Genomic DNA, 18,186 nt, shown 5'->3' with positions numbered 1-18,186 from the left:
GCGGCTCGGCGGCTCGGCTCGGCGGCTCAGGGGTCCGGCGGGGCGAAGGGGCGCGCATTGGCCAGCGCCGGCACGCGCGCGCGGGCCTCGTCGCAGGCGCGCGGGTCGAGCTCGACCAGGGTCACGCCGGGCGCCTCGCCGGCGTCGGCCAGCACCTCGCCCCAGGGACCGACGGCCAGCGAATGCCCGAAGGTCGCGCGCGCCCGGCCCTCGCGCGCGGGGTGGGTCCCGGTCTGGGCCGGGGCCAGCACGAAGCATCCGGTCTCGATGGCGCGCGCGCGCAGCAGCACATGCCAATGCGCCCGGCCCGTGGGCACGGTGAAGGCCGCGGGCGAGGTCAGCGCCCAGGCCCCGGCCTCGGCCAGCGCGCGGTGCAGGGCGGGAAAGCGGACGTCGTAGCAGATGGTCAGCCCCATGCGCCCCCAGGGGGTGTCGGCGGCGACGGCGCGCGCGCCGGGCCGGAAGGCGGCCGATTCGCGATAGCGCGCGCCGTCTTCGCCGCCGGGCTCGGCGTCGAACATGTGGATCTTGTCGTAGCGCGCGCAGCTCGCCCGCCGCGTCGATCATCAGCGCGCGGTTGACGAACAGCTCGGGCGCGTCCTCGGCGCGCAGCAGGGCCGAGCCGACCAGGATCCAGATGCCCAGCTCGGCCGCCAGCTCGCGCATTCCGGCCACGAAGGGGTCCTCGGCCTCGGGGCGCAGCACGCGCTGCTGCAAGGCGCGCGAGAACGAGATCAGGTTCGAGGCTTCGGGCGTCAGCGCCATCTGCGCGCCCTCGGCGGCTGCGCGGCGGATGAGCGCGCGCGCCGCGTCGAGGTTCTCGGCCGGATCGTCGGACGAGGTCATCTGCACCAGCGCCGCGCGCAGCGGCCTTGGGGGCGGCGCCGGGCGCGGGGGGGCGGGGGGCATGCCCTCAGGCCGCGCTCAGCAGCGCGTCGAGCTTGCCCGCGCGCTCGAGCGCGAAAAGATCGTCGCAGCCGCCCACATGGCGCCCGTCGATGAAGATCTGCGGCACGGTGCGCCGGCCGCCCGAGCGCTGGATCATCTCGGCGCGAAGGCCGGGTTCGCGCATCACGTCGTATTCGACGAAGGGCACGCCCTTGCGCGAAAGCAGCGCCTTGGCGCGCGCGCAATAGCCGCAGATGGGGGTGGCGTAGATCTCGACCTTGTTCACGCTTCTCGTCCTTTCGCCCGGCCATGCGCGAACCCGCCGCGCGCGCAGCCCTGGGGCAATATATGCCGCCCCGGCCCGGGCGCAACGCCGGGCGATCGCCCGAGGCGGCGATTCGCGCGGGGCCCCCGCCCCCGACGTCCCCCCCGACGTCCCGCAGCCGCGGCCCGGCGCCTTCAGGGGGCGTCGTCCTCGGCGAAGGGCTCGGGCACGGCGCGGGCCAACGCCAGGGCGAAGACCTCGGCCGCGCCCGCTTCGCGCAGCGCGTCGGCGCAGGCCGAGAGGGTGGCGCCGGTCGTGATCACGTCGTCCACCACCAGCACCCGCCGGCCGGCCACGCGCGCGCGCAAGGCCGGGCGCACGCGGATCGCGCCAGCGAGGTTGGCGCGGCGCTCGTCGCGGCTCAGGCCCTTCTGGCTGGGCGTGGCGCGCACCCGCTCGAGCAGGTCGGGAACGAGGTCGTCCTTGCGATCGGCCAGCCGCGCCACCTCGCGCGCCAGCGTCGCCGCCTGGTTGGCGCGGCGGGCGAAAAGCCGCCGCCAGTGCAGCGGCGTGGGCGCGATCAGATCGGCCGAGTCGATCAGCGGGCGGCCGATGCGCCGCATCCACAGCGCCGCCGGCCGCGCCACGTCCAGCCGGTCGCCATGCTTGAGCGCCAGCGTCAGGCGCCGGCCGATCCCCTCATAGACCAGCGCGGCGCGCGCGCGCGCGAAGCTGGGGGCCTGGTGCAGGCAGGCGTCGCAGATGTCGGCGTCCTCGTGCCCCAGCGTCGGCGCGCCGCAGCGGTCGCACACGGGCTCGGCGACGAAGGTCGTCTCGCGCCAGCAGTCCGGGCACAGGCCGTGCGGGGTCTCGACCTCGGCGCGGCAGTTGATGCACAGCGGCGGGAACAGCGCCTCGGTCAGCCAGCGCGCGGCGCGGCGCAGCGGCGTCGGGGGGCGTTCGTCCCGGTGCGGGCGATGGGGGGCGCGCGATGGCGCCGCCGCGGCGGAGCGGGGCGGGCTGGCGGCCGGTTGCGCAAGCGGGTCCGGGGCCGCCGCGCGCGCGGCGATGATGGATGGAGCCGTCGACGTCATGCGTCTCTCCTTCCCCTCGCCGCCCGGGGGCACTATACCCTCGTCGCGCGCCGCTGTCGCGCGCGATGTGCGCCGCGGCGCGGGCGCGAAGGAGGGCGGCGCATGACCAACGAACCCCCGCTTCTGTTCGACCGCGCGCTGCTGATGGCGCGGCGCGCGCGCGTCGGCGCGCCGGGCGCGGCCGATTTCCTGCATGCCGAGGCCGCCGCCGGCGCGGCCGAGCGGCTGCTGCCGATCGCGCGCGAGTTTCCGCGCGCCGCGCTGGTCTGGCCCGGCGCGCCGGCGTGGCGGCGCGCGCTCGAGGCCGCGCCCTCGGTCGGGCGCATCGACGAGGTCCCGCTGCGCGCGGACGAGACGCTGGAGTTGCCCGAAGGGGCCTATGATCTGGCGGTGTGCGGGCTGACGCTGCACTGGGCGAACGACCCCGTGGGAGCGCTGATCCAGATGCGCCGCGCGCTGCGCCCCGACGGGCTGATGATCGCCTGCCTTCTGGGCGGGGCGACGCTGCACGAGCTGCGCGCCGCGCTGGCCGAGGCCGAGGCCGCGGAGGAGGGCGGGCTGAGCCCGCGCGTCGCCCCCATGGCCGAGATCCGCGACCTTGGCGGGCTGCTGCAGCGCGCGGGCTTCGCCATGCCCGTGGCCGACGGCGACCGCATTCAGGCCACCTATGCCGATCCGCTGGCCCTGATGCGCGAGCTGCGCGCCATGGGCGAGACCAACGTGATGACCGCGCGCCGGCGCCGCTTCCTGCGCCGCGCGACGCTGGCGCGGGCGTGCGAGATCTATGCGCGTCACTTCCCCGCCCCCGGCGGGCGCGTGCGCGCCACCTTCGAGATCATCACCCTGACCGGCTGGGCGCCCGGACCGGGCCAGCCGAAGCCAAGGCGCCCCGGTTCGGCCACGGCGCGGCTCGCCGACGCGCTGGGCGTGCCCGAGCTGCCGGCCGGCGAGAAGGCGCCGCGCGCGCCCGCCGCGCCGCCGTCAACCGACGGCCCCGGCGACAAGGATGGCGGCCAGGGCGGCCGAAGCTGACGGCGCATCCGCCCGGTCGGCGGCGACGCGGAGGCAAGGCGGCAGGCGGCAGGCCACGTCCGCCCGCGTCGCTGCGGCGCGCCCGCCCCGGGGCCTGCGCCGCCCCTGCGCCGCGCCGCATCCCTTCGCCCCCGGCCCCGGCCGAACGGCGCCCCCCCGCGCCTGCGGCATCCGGCCCGCCCGCCGGCATCGGCCTTTGATCGCGGCGCGCGGCGGGCTAACTAAGCGCCAGCCCGCGGCGCGTTCGCGCGATCCTGCATGCCAATTCAGAATTCAGACGGAGACCCGTATGCCCGACGCCAGCCCGATCCTCGACAGCCCCGGACAGGGGCGCCTGGCCCACGCGCCCGCCGATCACCCGCCCGTGCCGCGCGCGCGCATCGGGGTCATGCTGGCCAATCTCGGCACCCCCGACGCCACCGACTACTGGTCCATGCGGCGCTATCTGAACGAGTTCCTCTCGGACCGGCGCGTCATCGACTATCCGCGCTGGTTCTGGCAGCCGCTGCTGCAGCTGGTGATCCTGACCAAGCGGCCCTTCACCTCGGGCGCGGCCTATCGCAGCATCTGGAACGTCGAGCGCGACGAAAGCCCGCTGCTGACCGTCACCCGCGCCCAGACCGAGGCGCTGGCCGAGCGGCTGACCCGCGATCTGGGCGAGCGCGTGGCGGTCGATTTCTGCATGCGCTACGGCAACCCCTCGACGCGCGAGCGCGTGCGCGCCATGGCCGAGGCGGGGTGCGAGCGCATCCTGTTCGTGCCGCTCTATCCGCAATACGCCGGCGCGACCACGGCCACGGCCAACGACGCCTTCTTCGCCGCGCTGGCCGAGCTTGACCGCCAGCCGGCCGCGCGCACCGCGCCGGCCTATTTCGACCACCCGGCCTATATCGACGCGCTGGCCGCCTCGGTCGAGCGCGCCTACGCGGCCATGGAGCGGCGCCCGGACGTGCTGGTGGCCTCGTATCACGGCCTGCCCAAGCGCTACCTGACCGAGAAGGGCGACCCCTATCACTGCCAGTGCGTCAAGACCTCGCGCCTGTTGCGCGAGCGGCTCGGCTTCGCGCCCGACGAGGTGGTCACCGCCTTCCAGTCGCGCTTCGGCTCGGAGGAATGGCTTCAGCCCTACACGGTCGAAGAGGTGGCGCGCCTGGCGCGGGCGGGCAAGCGGCGCATCGCGGTGATCGCGCCGGCCTTCGCCGCCGACTGCGTCGAGACGCTCGAGGAAATCAACGAAGAGATTCGCGAGGCGTTCGTCGAGGCGGGCGGCGAGTCGTTCGACTACATCCCCTGCCTGAACGACGACCCGGCGCATATCGACGCGCTCGAGCAGATCGTGCGGCGCGAGCTGGCGGGCTGGATATGAGGGGCTGGCCCGGCCCGGAGCGGGCATGAGCGACGACGCCGGACCTGCCCCCCGAGCGGTTGCCGCGCGGGTCATGCGGGGCCCTCGGCCGGTCGCGCGGCCCATTTGACGCGCCCGCCCGCGCCGCTAGGGTGGAGCGGGCCGAATCCCCGCGCCCCCGCGGCGCGGTTCCCCATCGAGCGGAGAGCACCATGACCGACCCCACCCCCGTCGCGGCCGTCGCCCTTTACGCCGGGCTCAACGGCCTGATCCTGGCATGGATGGTCATCGCCATCGTGCGGCTGCGCCTGCGCCTTGGCGTGTATTTCGGCGATGGCGGCCACGCGATCCTGGCGCGGGCCATGCGCGGGCAGGCCAATTTCATCGAATTCACGCCCATGTGCCTGATCCTTCTGCTGATGATGGCCATGCTGGGCGCGCCGCTCTGGGTGCTGCACCTGTTCGGCGCGACGCTGACGCTCGGGCGTCTGCTGCACGCCATGCACTTCATGGCCGCCGACGCTCCGGCCTGGCAGCGCAGCGTAGGCGCGACGCTGAGCCTGGCGGTTCTGGTCCTGGGCGCGCTGGGCGTCGCGGGGCACGCGCTGGCGGCGATGTGAGGCGGGCCATGACGGATTTCGACCGAGCGATCGACCCCGCCGCCGTCGCGCGCGCCCTTCTGGACGAGGCGCGCCGCGCCGGCGCGGCCGAGGCCGACGCCGTGGTGGCGGCCGGGGTCAGCCTGTCGGCGGATGTGCGCGGCGGCGCGCTCGAGCACGCCGAAAGCGCCGAGGGGGTGGATGTGGGGCTGCGCGTCATCCTGAACGGGCGCCAGGCCTGCGTCTCGGCCTCGGACGCGTCGGCGCGCACGCTGCGCGCGCTGGCCGAGCGCGCGGTGGCCATGGCGCGCGTCGCGCCCGAAGACCCCTGGTGCGGTCTGGCCGCGCCCGAGCAGCTGGCGCGCGACGTGGACGCCTCGGCGCTCGAGCTCGAGGACCCCGCGCCGCCCCCCGCGCCGGCCGAGCTCGAGGAGCTGGCCCGCGCCGCCGAGGCGGGCGCGCTCTCGGTCGCGGGCGTGAGCCAGGTCGAGGGCGCGGGCGCCGCCTGGGGCCGCAGCGTGTTCCACCTGGCCGCGACCAACGGCTTCGAGGGCGGCTATGCGCGCACCACCTCGTCGATCCATGTCTCGGCCATCGCCGGCGAGGGGCTGGGCATGGAGCGCGACCACGCCGCCGAAAGCCGCCGCCGGCGCGACGCGCTGCCCGACCCGGCCGAGATCGGCCGCCTTGCCGGCGCGCGCGCCGTGGCGCGTCTGGGCGCGCGCAAGCCGCCCTCGGGGCCCGTGCGCGCGGTGTTCGAGCGGCGCGTGGCGGCGACGCTGATCGGCCACCTGACCGCGGCGGCCAACGGCGCGGCCGTGGCGCGCGGCGCCAGCTGGCTGCGCGATCGTCTGGGCGAGGCGGTGCTGCCCGAGGGCTTCGACCTGATCGAAGAGCCCCGGCGCAAGCGCGGCCCCGCCTCGCGCCCCTTCGACGCCGAGGGTCTGCCCACCGCCGAGCGCGCCATCGTGCGCGGCGGCGTCCTGCAGGGCTGGACGCTGGACCTGGCCAGCGCGCGCCAGCTGGGCATGGCCCCCACCGGCAACGCCCAGCGCGGCGCGGGCTCGCCCCCGCATCCCGGCGTCGGCAACCTGCGCCTGCGCGCGCCGGCGCTCAGCTTCGACTCCCTTCTGCGCGAGCTTGACCGGGGCGTGCTGGTGACCGGGCTCATGGGCGCCTCGATCAACCCGACCACGGGCGATTACAGCCGCGGCGCCTGGGGGTTCTGGGTCGAGGACGGGCGCATCGTCCATCCGGTCGGCGAGATGACCCTGGCCGGTTCGCTGCCGCAGATGCTGCGCACGCTGCGCGCGGCCGACGACGCGGACGAGCACCGCGCCTTCGTCGTGCCCAGCCTGCTGGTCGAGGGGCTGACCCTTGCCGGAAGCTGAGCGCCCCGCGCCCGGCCCGCGGGGCGGCGACGCGCCCGCGCCGCCGCAGGACTGGCGCGCGGCGGATCTGCGCCTGCTCGAAGAGGCCGCGCGCGAGGCCGGGCGCCTGGCCATGCGGCGCTTTGGCGGCGCGCTCGACAGCTGGGACAAGGGCGGCGGGCAGGGGCCGGTCTCGGAGGCCGATCTCGAGATCGACCGCATGCTGCGCGCCGAGCTGCGCGCCGCGCGCCCCGATTACGGGTGGCTGAGCGAAGAGACCGAGGACGACCCCGCGCGCCTTGACGCCGAGCGGGTCTTCGTCGTCGATCCCATCGACGGCACGCGCGCCTTCATCGCCGGACAGCCGACCTTCGCCCATTCCCTGGCGGTGGTCGAGGGCGGGCGCCCCCAGGTCGGGGTCGTGTTCCTGCCGGCCAGGGAGCGCATGTTCGCCGCGCGCGCCGGCGCCGGGTCGACGCTGAACGGCGCGCGCCTGACCCATGGCGGGCGCGAGACGCTCGAGGGCGCGGCGGCGCTGACCGGCGCGGCGCAGCTGGCGCCCGAGCTGTGGCCGGGCGGCCCGCCGCCGGTGCGCCGGCATTTCCGCTCGTCGCTGGCCTATCGGCTGTGCCTGGTGGGCAGCGGCCGCTTCGACGCCATGATCACCCTGCGCGACGCGTGGGAGTGGGACGTGGCGGCGGGCGAGCTGATCGCCGCCGAGGCGGGCGCGGTGGTGACCGACGCGCGCGGCGCGCCCACGCGCTACAACGGGCCGCGCGCGCGCCTGCCCGGAATGATCGCCGCCGCTCCGGCGCTGCATCCGCAGATCATGGCGCGGCTGCGGCGCGCGGATTGACGCGCGCCGCCCCGCCGGTCTAGGGCTGCGCGCAGAACGCGCCATGGGCGCCTGAACGATCGGAGCCGGACATGACCCAGAGACTGCACCTCGTCTTCGGCGGCGAGCTTGTCGATCCGCAGAGCACCAGGTTCAAGGATGTGAGCAAGATCGACGTGGTCGGCATCTTCCCCAACTACGCCGCGGCCTACGACGCCTGGAAGGAAGCCGCCCAGCGCACCGTCGACGACGCGCACACGCGCTATTTCATCGCCCATCTTCACCGCCTGCGCGACGAAGAGACCGAGGCCAGCCCCACCGAAGAGCTCGGCTGAGCCCGATGGCCGCGCCCCTGCGGGCCATAAGGCGCAACGCCTTCGCGCGCGAGCTGGCGGCGCGGCTGGGCGCGTGGCTGATCCGCGCGCTCGACCGCACGGTGCGCTGGCGCGTCGAGGGCGAAAGCGTGCGCGCCGCGCTGCGCTCGGGGCGGGGCAGGTGGCTTCTGGCGGCGCCGCATGGGCGGCTCTTGATGGCGCCGGCGGAAAAGACGCCGGGGCTGCGCGTGGCGGCGATGATCTCGGCCAACCGCGACGGCGAGATCATCGCCGCCGTGGTGCGCCGCTTCGGGGTCGAAGCGGTGCGCGGCTCGAGCTTCGATCCGCGCAAGGCGCACAAGGATCGCGGCGGACGCAAGGCGCTGGCCGAGGCCGGCGCGATGCTGGCGGCCGAGGAGGATCTGCTGATGGTCCTGACCCCCGACGGGCCGCGCGGCCCGCGCCTGCGGCCCAAGGCCGGGCTGTCGGTGCTGGCCGCGCGCACGGGCGCGCCGGTGGCGGTGTGCGCCTATTCGGCGCGCCCGGCGCTGGTGCTGGGCAGCTGGGACCGCTTCATGATTCCCTTGCCCTTCGCGCGCGGCGCCAAGGTCTACGGTCCCGTCATCCCGCCGCCCGACGGCGCCGAGCCCGCCGCCATCGAGGCGCACCGCCTGCAGGTCGAACGCGCGATGATCGAGGCGGTGCGCCGCGCCGACGCGCTGGTCGGGCGCGCGCCGCTCGAACCCGGGCCGCCGCTGGGGCAGGCGCGCGCCGGCATCGACCGTGACGACCCGGCCCCGCTCGCCGGTCGGGCCGGACCCGCGCGCGCCGCCGCGCCGGATTCCGACGCATGAGCGCGCGCGCGCCCTTCAGCCCCGCGCTTGCGCTTTACCTCGGCGCGGCGCGGCTGGCCGAGGGGCCGGCGCGGCTGCTGCTGGCGCGGCGCGCGGCGCGGGGCAAGGAAGACCCCACGCGGCTGGCCGAGCGGCTGGGCCATGCCTCGCGCCCGCGCCCCGACGGGCCCCTGGTCTGGATCCACGCCGCCAGCGTCGGCGAGTCGCTGTCCGCCCTGCCGTTGATCGAGGCGCTGGGCGCGGCGCGCGCGGATCTGCGCTTTCTGGTCACCACCGGCACGCGCGCCTCGGCCGAGCTGATGGCCGCGCGCCTCGGTCAGCGCGCGCTGCACCAGTACGCGCCGCTCGACGCGCGGCCCGCGGCGCGGCGCTTCGTGGCCCATTGGCGGCCCGATCTGTGCGTGTGGCTTGAAAGCGAGCTGTGGCCGGCGCTCATCGTCGAGGCCGCCGCTTCGGGCGCGCCCCTGGCGCTGGTCGGAGGGCGGATGTCGGCGCGCTCGGCCGCGCGCTGGCGGCGGCTGGCGCCGGGCATGGCGCGCGCGCTGCTCGGCCGCTTCGCCGTCGTGGCGGCCCAGGACGAGGACGCAGCCGCGCGCCTTGCGGCCCTTGGCGCGCGCGAGGTGCAGGCGACCGGCTCGCTCAAGGCCGGAGCGCCGCCCCCGCCCGATCTGCCCGAGGCGCGGGCGGCGCTGGCGGCGCTGGGGCGGCCGCTGTGGCTGGCGGCCTCGACCCATCCGGGCGAAGAGGCGATGGTCGGCGCGGCGCATCGCGTCGCCGCGGCGCGGGTTCCGGGGCTGCTGACGCTGATCGCGCCGCGCCATCCCGCGCGCGCGCAGGAGATCGTCGATGCGCTGCGCGCCCAGGGGCTGACGATCACGCGCCGCGCGCTGGGCGAGGCGCCGACGGGCGACGTGCACCTGCTCGACACGCTGGGCGAGATGGGCGCCTGGCTGCGGGTCGCGCCGGTCGCCTTCGTCGGCGGCTCGTTGGCGCCGGTGGGCGGCCACAACCCGCACGAGCCGGCCGCGCTGGACGTGGCCATCCTGCACGGGCCGCATGTCGGGAATTTCCGCGCCGAATACGAGGCGCTTCGGGTCGCGGGCGGCGCCGTGCGCGTGGACGACGCCGAGGCGCTGGGGCGCGAGGCGGCGGCGCTGCTGCGCGACCCCGACCGCCGGCTGGCGCTGACGCGCGCCGCGCGCGCGGCGCTTGACGGCGGCGCGCGGGCCGTGGCGCGCACCGCGGCGCTGCTGGCGCCGCTGCTGCCCGCGCCGGCGTCGCCCCAGGCGGAAAGAGGCGGGACATGATGCGCGCGCCCCGGTTCTGGTTCCGCCCGCCCCGGGCGCCGGGCCTTGCCGCGCGGCTGCTGGCCCCGCTTGGCGCGGCCTACGCGGCGGCCACGCGGGCGCGGCTGGCGCGCGGGCAGGGCTGGCGCGCGCCGGTTCCCGTGATCTGCCTGGGCAATCTGACGGCGGGCGGCGCGGGCAAGACCCCCGCCGCGATCCACGCGCTCGAGCGGCTGGCCGAGATGGGCGTGCGCGCCCATGTCGTCACGCGCGGCCATGGCGGAACGGCGCGCGGTCCGCATCTGGTGGACCTGGCGCGCGACGACGCGGCGCTGACCGGCGACGAGGCCCTGCTGCTGGCCGCCTTCGCGCCGGTGTGGGTGGCGCGCGACCGGGCGGCGGGGGCGCGCGCGGCCGTCGCCGCGGGGGCCGAGGCGCTGGTTCTGGACGACGGCTTCCAGAACCCGGCCCTGGTCAAGGACCTGTCCATCCTGGCGGTGGACGCCGAGACCGGCCTTGGCAACGGGCGCCCCATTCCCGCCGGCCCCTTGCGCGAGCGTCCGGCCGAGGGCATGGCCCGCGCCGACGCCGTGCTGCTGATCGGCCCGCCCGAGGCGCGCGCCGCCGCCCCCGCGCGATGGCCCGTTCTGCGCGCGCGGCCCATCCTGAACGCCGAGCTTCGCGCCCGTCCCATAGGCATCGACTGGCGCGGGCGGCGCGTGGTCGCCTTCGCCGGGATCGGCCGGCCCGAGAAGTTCTTCGACACGCTGCGCGCGCTCGGCGCCGAGCTGGTCGGCGCGCACGCCTTTCCCGACCACGCGCCCTACGCGCCGCGCATCCTGCGCCGCCTGCAGGCCGAGGCGGCGCAGGCCGATGCGCAGCTCGTGACCACCGAGAAGGACGCGGTGCGCCTGCCGCCGGCCTTTCGCGGCATGGCGATGCCGCTTCCCGTCGCGCTGGTTCCCGAGGATCAGGCCGCCTTCGACGCCCTTCTGCGCCGCGCCCTCGCGCGGCCTGCGCAAGGCTGAGCGGCCGGGCGCGGATCGCGGATCGCGGAGCCGATCGCCGGCCGCCCCTTCGGCCCGAGGGCGCCGGGAGACGGCAAGGGCGGCGGCTCGAACGCGCCGAGCGGGCCCCTTGGGCCGAGGGCGCCGGGAGACGGCTCTTGCGGGCGGGTCGGACATGGGGCGCCGATGCGGCGCGCCGGCGGCGCGGGCCGAAGGGCATGCCCCATCGCCGCGGCGACGCGGCCTGCCGGCGCGGCGCCGCGCGCGGCCGATCGAGCGCGCGGCGTCGGCGCGGGGCGGGCCGCACGGGCCAGGGCGCGAGCGCAGGGCGCCCCCAAATCGCCCCAAAGCCGCCCATCGACCGGCGCCCGGCAGGGTCAGCCTGCGCGGCATGGTCCCTCGCGCGACGCTTCTCGCGGCGCGTTGCGGGCGCGCAGCCCCGGCGGCTTGCGCGCCCGTTTTTTTGCGCCTTCCTTTTCTGGCGCTCTCTCGCCCCTCTCTGCGGGCCATGCGCATCGCTCGCGGCCCAAGCCGGCGCCCCGGCCCTTGTGCGGCGGCGGCGAGGGGGTCCAGGCGGCCCTTGTGCGCGGCGGCCTCGGCCGCGCGCCGGGCGCGAGCGCGCGCCCAAAGTCGGATGGCGGCGCGCCGCCGCCGCGCCTAGCATGGCGCCATGATCGCACGTCTCGTCCTGTTCCTTGTCGCCGTGATCTGGACGCTTGCGGCGTCGGCTCCGCCGGCGGCCGCGGCCGCGGCCGAAAACGCGCCGCTTCTCTCCGAGGCCGAGCTTGCGGCGCGCGTTCCCGCTCCTTACCGGCTGGGCGCAAAGCTGACGGAGGAGGGGGTGCACGAGATCATCGATCTGAGCGGGCGCCCGGCGGGCTACATCTTCGAAACGCGCCCGCTTGCGCCCATTCCGGGCTTTTCCGGCGCGCCGATCGACCTTCTGGTGACGCTGGACGGCGAGGGGCGCTTCCTTGACGTCGAGCTCATCGACCATAACGAGCCCGTCTTCGTCTCGGGCCTGGGCGAGGCGCCGTTTCACAAGTTCGTCGAGCAGTATCGCGGCCGCTCGATCGCCGAGAACCTGACCGTCGGCGTGCCCTACGGCGCGCAGGGGGGCGCGGGCTCGGCGGCGACCTATCTGGACGGCGTGACCAAGGCCACCGCCTCGGTGCGGATCGCGCATGAGAGCATCCTGGCCGCGGCCTTCGCCGTCGCGCGCGAGCGCATGAAGGGCCTGCGCGCCGGTCCGCCGCGCGCGCCCGATCCCGACCATGACGAGAAGCTGGACTGGGCCGCGCTCGAGGCGCAGGGCCTGGCGGGCCGGCTGACGGTCACGAACCGCCAGCTGCAGGAGGCCTTCGCCGGCTCGTTGTGGGAGGATGACGACCCCGAGGCGGCGGCCGACCCCGACGGCGTGTTCCTGGATCTGTGGGTGGTGGATGTCGGCCCGCCCGCGCTGGCGCGCGCCGCCCTTGCGCCCGAAACGCTGGCCGAGCTGCGCGCCTTCCTGGCCGTCTCGGACCATGACGAGCCGCTGCTGCTGGTCGATGCGGGCCGCCATGGCCTGGTGTCGGAGGATTTCGTGCGCAACACGGCGCCGGACCTGATCACGCTCGAGCAGGACGGCCTGCCCATCGCCCTGCGCGACGCGGATCTGGAGGTGCAGCTTGCGCCCGGCGGCCCCGAGGCGGCGCGCGCGATGATCCTGCGCACCGATCGGCGGCTGGGCTTCGACCCGGCGCGGCCCTGGACGCTGCGCATCGCCGCCTTGCGCCGCCACGGCCCCTTCATGCCCCAGATTGGCGCGCGCAGCTTCGAGCTGACCCACGTCACGCCCGAGCGCTTCTTCCGCGCGCCGCAGGCCGCGCCCGCGCCCGCGCCGCCCTGGGTCGAGGCGGCGCTGGCGCGGCGGGTCGATCTGGCGGCGCTGGCGGCGCTGCTGCTGGCGCTGTTCGCGGCGCTTGGGCCGTGGATGCGGCGCCTGGCCGCCAGCCGCGCCTATCTGCCGGCGCGCCTGGCCTTTCTGGCCGCGATGATCGCCTTCGTCGGCTGGCACGGGCAGGGGCAGCTGTCCATCGTCACGGCGCTGGGGACGCTGCGCGCCGCCGTGCAGGGGGGCGGCTTCGCCTTCCTGCTCTACGACCCGTTCTCGCTCATGATCTGGGGCGCGGCGATTCTGGGCTTCGTGCTGTGGGGGCGGGGGCTGTTCTGCGGCTGGCTGTGCCCCTACGGCGCCATGCAGGAGCTGGCCCACCACGCGGGCCGCGCGGCGCGCCTGCCGCGTCTGCGCGTGGCCGAGCGCTGGGACCGCCGGCTCAAGCTGGTCAAATACGCCGTGCTGGCCGTTCTGGCGGCGGCGGCGCTGATCTCGCCCTCGGCCACCGACGCGCTGGTCGAGGTCGAGCCCTTCAAGACCGCCGTCACCGTCGGCTTCGACCGCGAGTGGCCCTATGTTCTTTACGCCGCCTTCTGGCTGGCGCTGGGCGCGGCGCTGTTCAAGGGGTTCTGCCGCTATGTCTGCCCGCTCGGGGCGCTGATGGCGCTGGGCGGGCTGCTGCGCGGGCGCGACTGGATCGCGCGCCGGGCCGAGTGCGGTTCGCCCTGTCAGCTGTGCCGGGCGAAATGCCCCTACCAGGCGATCGAGAAAAGCGGCCGCATCCGCTATGACGAATGCTTCGCCTGCCTCGACTGCGTCTCGATCTACGAGGACCCGGCCCGCTGCGTGCCCCGCGTCCTGGCCGCGCGCAAGGCCGGGCCGAGGCGGCAGGCGCCGGTCGCCGCGCCGTCCGCAGCGGCCAGGGCGCGCTGAAGGGGGCCGCGGAGCCCGGCCTTCCGCCGGGCGATCGCAGCCGGGGCAGGGGAAGGCGCGGGGGGCGAAGCGGCAAGTGCGCATGGCCCCGTCGCCCGCCTCGGCAGGGCCGTTGCGCGGGCGCGCGCGCGGCGGATAGGCTGAGCGCGACGCGCGGGGCAGGGAGGATGCGATGGATTACGACGCCATGGACGCGACGGCGCTGGCCGCGCTGGTCGCGGCGGGCGAGGCGACGCCGGACGAGCTGCTGGACCTGGCGCTCGATCGGCTGCGCGCCGTGGATGGAACGCTCAACGCCGTGCCGCTGGTGTTCGAGGAGACCGCGCGGCGAAAGATCGCGCAGGGGCTGCCCGAGGGGCCGCTGCGCGGCGTGCCCTTCCTGCTCAAGGATCTGGGCGCCGAGGCGCGCGACTACCCTTCGCATAACGGCTCGCGGCTTTTTCGCTGGACGCGCTATGACCGCGACTCGGCCATTTACGAGCGCCTGGCCGCCGCCGGGCTGGTGGTGTTCGGGCGCACCGCCTCGCCCGAACTGGGCATCGGGCCGGTCACCGAGGCCGCCGTCTATGGCGGGCCCACGCGCAACCCGTGGGACCCGTCGCGCACCCCCGGCGGCTCGTCGGGCGGCTCGGGCGCGGCGGTGGCGGCGGGGGTCGTGCCGGCGGCGCATGGCTCGGATGGCGGCGGGTCGGTGCGCATTCCCGCCTCGAGCTGCGGCCTGTTCGGCTTCAAGCCCACGCGCGCGCGCCTGCCCGACGGCCCCTATGCGGGCGAGGGCTGGGCGGGAATGGCCATCGACGGGTTCCTGACCCGCAGCGTGCGCGACTCGGCGCTGTTGCTGGACGTGACGCAGGGGCCGGACCTGGGCGCGCCCTACTGGGCGCCGCCGCTGCGCGAGGGCTTCCGCGCCGCGCTGGCCCGCCCGCCGCGGCCGCTGCGCGTGGCCTTGTGCGAGACGACGCTGACCGGCGCGCCGGTGCATCCCGAATGCCGCGCCGCCGCCCAAGAGGCCGCCGCCCTGCTGGCCGATCTGGGGCACGAGGTGACGCCCGCGCGCCCCGACGCCGATCACGAGGGGATGATGGCCGCCTGGACAGACATCGTCGCCTGCGGCACGGCGCTGAGCATCCGCAAGGCGGTCGAGGCGCGCGGCCGCCCGCTCGAGCCCGACGAGGTCGAGGGCGTGGCGCGCGGCGCGGCGGCGCATGCGCGCGCCATTTCGGGCGACCGCTACCTCGAGGCGGTCGGGCGCATCCATGCCTATGGCCGGCGCATGGCCGAGTTCTTCCTGCGCCACGACATCCTGCTGACCCCGACCCTGGCCGAGCCTCCGGCGCGGATCGGGCGCTTCGCCCATGACCGCGAGGATTACGTCGCCTACCGCATGGGGCCGGACGGCGTCTTCGCCTATTCGCCCTTCACCGCCGCCTTCAACGCCACCGGCCAGCCGGCGGCCTCGGTTCCGCTGCGCTGGACCCCCGAGGGGCTGCCCGTCGGCGTTCACCTGGCCGCGCCCTTCGGCGAGGACGAGCTGCTGATGGCGCTGTGCGGGCAGATCGAGGCGGCGCGCCCCTGGTTCGACCGCCGCCCGCCGCTCGTCGCCGGCGGGCAAGACGCTTGACGCCGCCGACGCCGCCTGCGACCCTTTGTCCGGGCAATGACGGGGGGAGCCGCTTGACCGAAGATGACGCCGCGGTCGAGATTCGCTCGGCGCGCAAGGAATACCCCAGCGCCGCGGGTCCGGTGCGGGCGCTGGACGACGTGTCGCTGACCATCCGCAAGGGCGAGTTCTTCACGCTTCTGGGCCCGTCCGGTTGCGGCAAGACCACGCTGCTGCGCCTGATCGCGGGGTTCGAGACCCCCGATGCGGGGCGCATCCTGCTCGAGGGACGCGACATCACGGACGATCCGCCCAACCGGCGGCCCGTGAACACCGTGTTCCAGAGCTACGCCCTGTTCCCGCATCTGAGCGTGGCGCGCAACATCGCCTTCGGGCTCGAGATGCTGGGCCGCCCGGCCGCCGAGACGCGCGCGCGCGTGGCGCAGATCCTTCGCCTCGTGCGGATGGAAGAGATGGCCGACCGCCGCCCCGACCAGCTTTCGGGCGGCCAGCAGCAGCGCGTGGCGCTGGCGCGGGCGCTGGCGCCGGCGCCGCGGGTGCTGCTGCTGGACGAGCCGCTTTCGGCCCTCGATCTGAAGCTGCGCAAGGAGATGCAGCGCGAGCTCAAGCGCCTTCAACACGAGACCGGGATCACCTTCGTCTTCGTCACCCACGACCAGGAAGAGGCGCTGACCATGTCCGACCGCGTCGGCGTGATGCGCGGGGGCCGCCTGCAGCAGGTCGGCCCGCCGCGCGAGATCTACGCGCGGCCGGTCAACCGCTTCGTGGCCGACTTCATCGGCGAGACGAACTTTCTCGAAGGCGTCGCGCGCGGCGGCGCGGTGCATCTGCCCGCGGGCGCGGCGCTGCCCGCGCCCGGCGGCGCGCCGGCCGAGGGCAAGCGCATCACCCTGACCGTCCGCCCCGAGCAGCTGCGCCTGGCGGCGCCGGGCGCGGGAAGGCTCGAGGCGACGGTGGCCGAGATCGTCTATTTCGGCCCCGCCGCCCATTGCCACATGAAGCTGGACGACGGCACGCCCATCGTCGCGCGGCTGGAGGAGGGGCGCATGCCCGAGCCCGGCGCGCGGGTCGGGCTGGACTTCGCGCCCGGCGCGCTCCAGGCGCTGGAAGATTGAGGAGGGACGCCATGAACCGGCCCGCGCGTCCGCCCGCCCGATGACCGCCGAGGAAAGACGGCGCGCGCGCCAGGGCTGGCTGCTGTCGGCGCCGGCGCTGGCGCTGCTTCTGGCGGGGGCGTCCGGGCCGCTGCTGATCGTCGTCGTCTACGCCTTTCTCGAGCCCGGCGAATATTCGGGGGTCGAGTGGAAGTTCTCGCTCGAGGCGTGGTTCCGCGTCCTGTTCGAGCGCGACATCTTCGACGGCACGGTGCGCCTTGCCGACGCGCATCTGTCGATCTTCTGGCGCTCGGTCAAGCTGTCGCTGCTGACCACGCTGCTGACCTTCGTCTTCGGCCTGCCGACGGCCTGGTTCATCGCCACGCGCCCGGCGCGCACGCGCATGCTGTGGCTGTTCCTGATCACGGTGCCGTTCTGGACCAACCTTCTGATCCGCACCTTCGCCATCATGGAGGTGCTGCGCAACGAGGGCATCCTGAACGGCGCGCTGATGCGCCTTGGGCTGATCTCCTCCCCGATCCAGATCCTCTACACCGACGTCGCCGTGCTGATCGGCATGACCTACGTCTATCTGCCCCTGATGGCGCTGCCGCTCTATGCGGCGATCGAGCGCTTCGACATGCGCATGGCCGAGGCCGCCTACGACCTTTACGCCTCGCGCTGGCAGGTGCTGCGCAAGGTGGTGCTGCCGATCGTGCGGCCGGGGGTGGTCGCGGGCTCGATCCTGGTCTTCGTGCCGTCGCTGGGCGCCTATGTGACGCCGCGTGTTCTGGGCGGGGGCAAGAACATGATGATCGGCAACTTCATCGAGCTGCAGTTCGGCGCCGGGCGCAACTGGCCGCTGGGCGCGGCGCTGTCGCTGATCCTGCTGGCGATGGTGGCCTGCGCGCTGACGATCTATGTGCGGGCCGCCGCGCGGGCGGGCGCCGATGGCTAGGGCGCGCCCGTTCTCGGCCGCAAGGCTGCCCGGCTTCGCCGCGATGGCCGCGGCGACCTTCCTGATCCTTTATGCGCCCATCGCCACGCTGGTGATCTATTCGTTCAACGGATCGGATTCGGTGGCGGTCTGGGGCGGCTTCTCGCTCAAATGGTATGGCGCCGCGTGGGAGAACGCCCAGGTGCAGGAGGCGACCATGCGCTCGGTCGTCATCGCGCTGGCCGCTTCGGGCATCGCCACCGTCACGGCGACCATGGCGGCGCTGGGCACGACGCGGCGCGGACGCTTTCCCGGGCAGACGCTCATCTACGCCATCATCAACCAGCCGCTGATGGCGCCCGAGATCGTCACCGCCGTGGCGCTGCTGATCTTCTTCTCCTCCATCAAGGTCGCCACCGGCTATACGGGGCTGGGCTATCTGATCCTGGCGCATGCCGCCTTCTGCGTGCCCTTCGCCTATCTGCCCATCCGCGCCCGGCTCGAAAGCATGGACCTGACGCTCGAGACCGCGGCCGCCGACCTTTACGCCACGCCCTGGCTGGCCTTCCGGCGGGTGACGCTGCCGCTGCTGGCGCCCGGAATCGCGGCAGGGGCGATGTTGGCCTTCGTCATCTCGCTCGACGACGTCATCATCACCGAGTTCGTCAAGTCGGCCGGCCAGGACACCCTGCCGACCTACATGCTTGGCCAGATCCGCCGCGCCGCCACGCCCGAGGTCAACGCGATCTCGACCGCGCTGCTGGCGGTGACGGTCGCGTTGCTGACCCTGTTCTTCGCGGTCACGAGAAAGCGGGCCTGAACCGTTCGCGCCG

At 75.3% G+C, this 18,186-nt stretch carries 16 protein-coding genes and 1 pseudogene; 14 read left to right on the top strand and 3 right to left on the bottom strand.

From position 1 onward, the window contains the following. Nucleotides 1–26: 26 nt before the first annotated feature. From BMW67_RS05040 to BMW67_RS05030, 3 genes and pseudogenes are all read right to left on the bottom strand, one after another. A pseudogene (locus BMW67_RS05040) lies at nt 27–867 on the bottom strand (carbon-nitrogen hydrolase family protein). A 46-nt stretch (nt 868–913) separates the two neighbouring features. Further along, nucleotides 914–1,174, bottom strand: coding sequence for a glutaredoxin 3 (grxC, locus tag BMW67_RS05035; protein WP_072745666.1), 261 nt, complete (start codon nt 1,172–1,174; stop codon nt 914–916). 173 nt (nt 1,175–1,347) lie between these two features. Continuing rightward, nucleotides 1,348–2,247 carry a ComF family protein gene (locus BMW67_RS05030; RefSeq protein WP_083581050.1) on the bottom strand — a complete coding sequence of 300 codons (900 nt, stop codon included), beginning with the start codon at nt 2,245–2,247 and terminating at the stop codon, nt 1,348–1,350. Between the two features lie 102 nt (nt 2,248–2,349). Between BMW67_RS05030 and BMW67_RS05025 the strand changes: the two genes are divergently transcribed. The 14 genes from BMW67_RS05025 to BMW67_RS04960 all read left to right on the top strand — a co-directional run bounded on the left by BMW67_RS05025 (nt 2,350) and on the right by BMW67_RS04960 (nt 18,173). Next, the gene (locus BMW67_RS05025) at nt 2,350–3,279 is read left to right on the top strand and encodes a class I SAM-dependent methyltransferase (protein ID WP_072745667.1); all 930 of its coding nucleotides are present in this window, start codon (nt 2,350–2,352) and stop codon (nt 3,277–3,279) included. Nucleotides 3,280–3,568: 289 nt separating this feature from the next. Then, nucleotides 3,569–4,645, top strand: coding sequence for a ferrochelatase (hemH, locus tag BMW67_RS05020; RefSeq protein ID WP_072745668.1), 1,077 nt, complete (start codon nt 3,569–3,571; stop codon nt 4,643–4,645). A gap of 191 nt (nt 4,646–4,836) precedes the next feature. Next, nucleotides 4,837–5,244, top strand: a complete 408-nt coding sequence (locus tag BMW67_RS05015; protein ID WP_072745669.1) for an MAPEG family protein — start codon at nt 4,837–4,839, stop codon at nt 5,242–5,244. 8 nt (nt 5,245–5,252) lie between these two features. Then, complete coding sequence (locus tag BMW67_RS05010; protein ID WP_072745670.1) at nt 5,253–6,614, top strand: TldD/PmbA family protein; 1,362 nt, start codon at nt 5,253–5,255, stop codon at nt 6,612–6,614. Beyond that, on the top strand, nt 6,601–7,449 hold the full coding sequence (locus BMW67_RS05005; protein ID WP_245728453.1) for an inositol monophosphatase family protein: 849 nt from the start codon (nt 6,601–6,603) through the stop codon (nt 7,447–7,449). The genes BMW67_RS05010 and BMW67_RS05005 overlap by 14 nt, the downstream gene beginning before the upstream one ends. A gap of 71 nt (nt 7,450–7,520) precedes the next feature. After that, nucleotides 7,521–7,763 carry a DUF4170 domain-containing protein gene (locus BMW67_RS05000; protein ID WP_072745671.1) on the top strand — a complete coding sequence of 81 codons (243 nt, stop codon included), beginning with the start codon at nt 7,521–7,523 and terminating at the stop codon, nt 7,761–7,763. Between the two features lie 5 nt (nt 7,764–7,768). Continuing rightward, complete coding sequence (locus tag BMW67_RS04995) at nt 7,769–8,596, top strand: lysophospholipid acyltransferase family protein (RefSeq protein ID WP_072745672.1); 828 nt, start codon at nt 7,769–7,771, stop codon at nt 8,594–8,596. Next, nucleotides 8,593–9,903 (top strand): 3-deoxy-D-manno-octulosonic acid transferase, encoded by a 1,311-nt coding sequence (locus BMW67_RS04990; protein WP_072745673.1) that lies wholly within the window; start codon nt 8,593–8,595, stop codon nt 9,901–9,903. Before BMW67_RS04995 ends, BMW67_RS04990 begins: the two co-directional genes overlap by 4 nt. Then, nucleotides 9,903–10,910, top strand: coding sequence for a tetraacyldisaccharide 4'-kinase (gene lpxK, locus BMW67_RS04985; RefSeq protein WP_072746064.1), 1,008 nt, complete (start codon nt 9,903–9,905; stop codon nt 10,908–10,910). Before BMW67_RS04990 ends, lpxK begins: the two co-directional genes overlap by 1 nt. Before the next feature lie 649 nt (nt 10,911–11,559). Then, a complete protein-coding gene (locus tag BMW67_RS04980) occupies nt 11,560–13,701 on the top strand; it encodes a 4Fe-4S binding protein (protein ID WP_072745674.1) in 2,142 nt (713 codons plus the stop codon). Between the two features lie 172 nt (nt 13,702–13,873). Beyond that, nucleotides 13,874–15,322 carry an amidase gene (locus BMW67_RS04975; RefSeq protein WP_072745675.1) on the top strand — a complete coding sequence of 483 codons (1,449 nt, stop codon included), beginning with the start codon at nt 13,874–13,876 and terminating at the stop codon, nt 15,320–15,322. A gap of 53 nt (nt 15,323–15,375) precedes the next feature. Beyond that, nucleotides 15,376–16,437: an ABC transporter ATP-binding protein gene (locus tag BMW67_RS04970; RefSeq protein WP_072745676.1), complete on the top strand. Its 1,062-nt coding sequence runs from the start codon at nt 15,376–15,378 to the stop codon at nt 16,435–16,437. A 40-nt stretch (nt 16,438–16,477) separates the two neighbouring features. Further along, nucleotides 16,478–17,374, top strand: a complete 897-nt coding sequence (locus tag BMW67_RS04965; protein ID WP_072745677.1) for an ABC transporter permease — start codon at nt 16,478–16,480, stop codon at nt 17,372–17,374. Further along, nucleotides 17,367–18,173 carry an ABC transporter permease gene (locus BMW67_RS04960; protein WP_072746065.1) on the top strand — a complete coding sequence of 269 codons (807 nt, stop codon included), beginning with the start codon at nt 17,367–17,369 and terminating at the stop codon, nt 18,171–18,173. Before BMW67_RS04965 ends, BMW67_RS04960 begins: the two co-directional genes overlap by 8 nt. Nucleotides 18,174–18,186: the final 13 nt, after the last annotated feature.

It is taken from the genome of Oceanicella actignis, from assembly GCF_900111545.1.
Lineage (GTDB): Bacteria > Pseudomonadota > Alphaproteobacteria > Rhodobacterales > Rhodobacteraceae > Oceanicella > Oceanicella actignis.
This window is presented reverse-complemented; position numbering and strand designations above follow the sequence as displayed.

Coding starts and splice junctions, on each gene's coding strand:
- BMW67_RS04990 (WP_072745673.1), top strand. CDS start 8,593: ATGAGCGCGCGCGCGCCCTTCAGCCCCGCGCTTGCGCTTTACCTCGGC.
- BMW67_RS04960 (WP_072746065.1), top strand. CDS start 17,367: ATGGCTAGGGCGCGCCCGTTCTCGGCCGCAAGGCTGCCCGGCTTCGCC.
- BMW67_RS04975 (WP_072745675.1), top strand. CDS start 13,874: ATGGATTACGACGCCATGGACGCGACGGCGCTGGCCGCGCTGGTCGCG.
- BMW67_RS05015 (WP_072745669.1), top strand. CDS start 4,837: ATGACCGACCCCACCCCCGTCGCGGCCGTCGCCCTTTACGCCGGGCTC.
- BMW67_RS04965 (WP_072745677.1), top strand. CDS start 16,478: ATGACCGCCGAGGAAAGACGGCGCGCGCGCCAGGGCTGGCTGCTGTCG.
- hemH (WP_072745668.1), top strand. CDS start 3,569: ATGCCCGACGCCAGCCCGATCCTCGACAGCCCCGGACAGGGGCGCCTG.
- BMW67_RS04980 (WP_072745674.1), top strand. CDS start 11,560: ATGATCGCACGTCTCGTCCTGTTCCTTGTCGCCGTGATCTGGACGCTT.
- BMW67_RS05025 (WP_072745667.1), top strand. CDS start 2,350: ATGACCAACGAACCCCCGCTTCTGTTCGACCGCGCGCTGCTGATGGCG.
- BMW67_RS05030 (WP_083581050.1), bottom strand. CDS start 2,247: ATGACGTCGACGGCTCCATCCATCATCGCCGCGCGCGCGGCGGCCCCG.
- lpxK (WP_072746064.1), top strand. CDS start 9,903: ATGCGCGCGCCCCGGTTCTGGTTCCGCCCGCCCCGGGCGCCGGGCCTT.
- BMW67_RS05010 (WP_072745670.1), top strand. CDS start 5,253: ATGACGGATTTCGACCGAGCGATCGACCCCGCCGCCGTCGCGCGCGCC.
- BMW67_RS05000 (WP_072745671.1), top strand. CDS start 7,521: ATGACCCAGAGACTGCACCTCGTCTTCGGCGGCGAGCTTGTCGATCCG.
- BMW67_RS04995 (WP_072745672.1), top strand. CDS start 7,769: ATGGCCGCGCCCCTGCGGGCCATAAGGCGCAACGCCTTCGCGCGCGAG.